The sequence below is a fragment of the Sphingobium sp. ba1 genome, assembly GCF_000743655.1.
Lineage (GTDB): Bacteria > Pseudomonadota > Alphaproteobacteria > Sphingomonadales > Sphingomonadaceae > Sphingobium.
In genome coordinates, this window is record NZ_JPPQ01000069.1 from 895429 (window position 1) to 898247 (window position 2819).

Annotated in this window: 4 protein-coding genes and 2 pseudogenes; all 6 read right to left on the bottom strand. The window is 66.0% G+C overall.

Going from position 1 to position 2819, the window contains the following annotated elements; translation table 11 throughout:
• Positions 1 to 241: pseudogene (locus IL54_RS24040) on the bottom strand (hypothetical protein); the annotation flags it as partial.
• Between the two features lie 107 nt (positions 242 to 348).
• Entirely contained in the window at positions 349 to 1038 is a 690-nt protein-coding gene (locus IL54_RS07380) for an ATP12 family chaperone protein (RefSeq protein WP_037474377.1), read from the bottom strand.
• A complete protein-coding gene (locus tag IL54_RS07385; protein WP_037474380.1) occupies positions 1035 to 1289 on the bottom strand; it encodes a hypothetical protein in 255 nt (84 codons plus the stop codon). Before IL54_RS07385 ends, IL54_RS07380 begins: the two co-directional genes overlap by 4 nt.
• Positions 1286 to 1945: an HAD-IA family hydrolase gene (locus tag IL54_RS07390; protein WP_037474391.1), complete on the bottom strand. Its 660-nt coding sequence runs from the start codon at positions 1943 to 1945 to the stop codon at positions 1286 to 1288. The genes IL54_RS07385 and IL54_RS07390 overlap by 4 nt, the downstream gene beginning before the upstream one ends.
• Positions 1942 to 2544, bottom strand: a complete 603-nt coding sequence (locus IL54_RS07395) for an FMN-binding negative transcriptional regulator (RefSeq protein WP_037474392.1) — start codon at positions 2542 to 2544, stop codon at positions 1942 to 1944. Before IL54_RS07395 ends, IL54_RS07390 begins: the two co-directional genes overlap by 4 nt.
• Positions 2541 to 2819: pseudogene (locus IL54_RS22840) on the bottom strand (RluA family pseudouridine synthase); the annotation flags it as partial. The gene IL54_RS07395 and the pseudogene IL54_RS22840, both read right to left, overlap by 4 nt.

Here is a 2819-nt window from a genome sequence, read left to right on the forward strand (position 1 = left end):
CGCCGCTCTGCTGCGCGCTCTGCCCGGCGGTGAAATCAGTAACGGCCGTGTTGAAGGCGGCGATCTGTTCCGGCGTCATCGCGGTTGCTGCAGGCGCGGCCTCTGCGGGCGCGGCGGGATCGGCCGGCGTCGTGGCGGCGGGTGCCGAAGCGGCGGGCGCGGCGGGCGCTTCCTGCGCAAATGCAGGGGCGGTCATCGCCGTCGAAAGGGTCAGAAATGCGATCAGTGCGGACTTTGGCAACGTCAGGGTCTCCTTGTTCGTCGTCTAAAAATATCGGTTGGGCATCATTGCTGCCCCGCAACATCTTTAATGAACGAAGGAACGATGGAGTTCCCACCCCGCCAAACTCAGCTCATCGCGCAAAAGGCTCCGGCCATGGAAAATTCGCTTTTGCGCCGGGCGCTGCGGGCTGCCGCTTGCGCATCTTCGCCCCATTGTTCGACCTGCCAGGCCTCGTCGATCTCGGCGATCGGCCATATTGCTTCAGCACTATGGCTATTTTCCACCACCGCCAAGCCGCAAACGAGTGACCCGCTCAGCGTTACCAATGTGGACAGGCCCGCCAATCGGAATGGATCATGCATTGCAACCGCCGCGTGCAGCCGAGCGAGTGTCGCTTCGGGCTGGGCGACCGGCAGGATGCCCTGCGTCACCACGAAGGCCACATCATAGCGCGCGCGCGCCCAGTCGAGCAGTGGATCCCACGCCGCCGCCTGCCGCGCGACCAGCGTTTCGGGCGAATGGGCACGATAGCAGAGCAGGTCGCTTTCGCCATAGCGCGCGATCCCGGCGGCAAATTGCGCGCGATTGGGTACGATATGATCGATCGCCGCATTGGCGAGGCCGGTGAACGGCATGGACGCTGGATCGACCGTATCCCCCTGCGCCCGCCATTCCTCGGCAACCGCCTGCGCCAGCGCCAATGTCGGCAGCGTCAGCAGCGCGCGGGCGGGGGTGCGGACCGGACGATCATCGAGGCGAATGGCATGGCCATCACTCTCGGCCACGATCGTCACATCCTTGTAGAAGCGCTTCATGCGCCCGTCCGCTTGAACAGGGCCAGCATCAGGCGCGGCACCACCAGGAACTGGAACAGGCCGACCACGACCATGATCGCGCCGAACGCCTTGGCCTTGTCCCCCTGCACCCAGGAAAAGCGCTGCATGATGGCAAGTAAGCCGATCATCACGACGAACGCGCCCGACAGGCGGAACAGGCCGATGGCGAAGTGGCGCTGACGCGCGATCTTTTCGCGATCGACGGGCGGAATCGGGGGCATATCGGTCATGGCGCGCCGATATGGCCGCGCAAAGCCGCGCTGTCCATCGCCACGGCCTGCGCGCCCGATGCGAGCAGTTCTGCTGGCGGGTGATAGCCCCAGGCGACGCCGATACTGCGCACGCCCGCTGCGACCCCCATGTCGATGTCGAAACTGGTGTCGCCGATCATGACCGTCGTGTCGGGCGCGGCTCCGGCCTCGGCCATGGCGGTCAGCAGCATGGAGGGATGCGGCTTGGACGGGTGGCGGTCGGCGGTCTGGAGCGTCACGAAACGGTCGATCAGGCCATGATGGGTGAGGCAGAGCGCCAGCCCGCGATCGGATTTCCCGGTCGCGACCCCCAGCAGCCAGCCGGCCGCATCCAGTTCCACCACCAGATCGGCAATACCGGGATAGAGCGGTTCGCACACGCCTTCCTCGCGTCGCATCGCCTGAAACGCCAGCTTGTAGCGGTCGGACAGATGATCGTGAAAATCCGCCTCCGCGTCGGGCAACAGCCGCGCGATGGCGAGCGGCAATGACAGGCCGACAACCGAGAGGATCGCGGGCCGGTCGGGCGGCGCGAGCTTGGCCTCCTCGAACGCGCGGGTCATGGCGGTGCAGATGCTATGCTGGCTATCGACCAGCGTTCCGTCGCAATCGAAGACGACAAGCGGATTGCTCATGCCAATGTCCCCCGCATCAGCGACGCCAACGCGCCTTCGCCCACGGCATCCAGCGCATCGGCGACCCCGATTCGCGCCGCTTCGGGCTTGTCCTGCCCCAGCTTGGCGGTGCCGTGGATAGCCTCAACCTGCATCGCAAAGCCGACCAGCCCGGTCATGGTCTTGTCGAACAGGCCATCGCTCATCTTGTCGCGCGTCCATAATGGCTTGGGTGCCAGCCGCCGCTCCTGCTCGTGGCTCAGCGCGTCGATCTGCGCGATGGTTTCGGCCTTGTCCAATCGCACCATCGGCCCGCGCAGTTCGGCCGCGACATAGTTCCAGGTCGGCACCTTGTCGGGCAGCCCATACCAGTCGGGGCTGATATAGGCCTGATCGCCGGTGACGACGATCAGCGCGTCCTGCCCGTCGAGATGCGGCACGATCGGGTTGGCGCGGTGGAGGTGCAGGCCGATCCGCCGCTCGTCCAGCCAGATGAGCGGCAAATGGACGACATGCATCCGGTCGGGCGCAGCGACGCAGAGCAGGCCAAAGCCCGTCTGCGTCACGAAATCACGGATCGCGGCCTCATCGGTCCAGCGATAGGGCGCGCCCGGCGTCATTCGTCGCGAGAACCCCCGCGCGACCGGCGTTCGCCCTTGCGGTCCTTGCGGACCTGCTTGGCATGCTGGCGCGCGAACTTCTTTTCATCCTCGCGGGTCGGCGTCCGGTCGATCTCATCGTCGAGCAGCATGTCGCCAAGGCTGAGGTCGAAGCCCATGTCCGCGAGGCTGGCGGCGAAATGCGTCGGCGGCTCGGCCATCACGTCGACCCGGCCGCCATCGGGATGATCGACGCGGATGCGGCGGGCGTGGAGGTGCATCTTGCGGCTGATCGA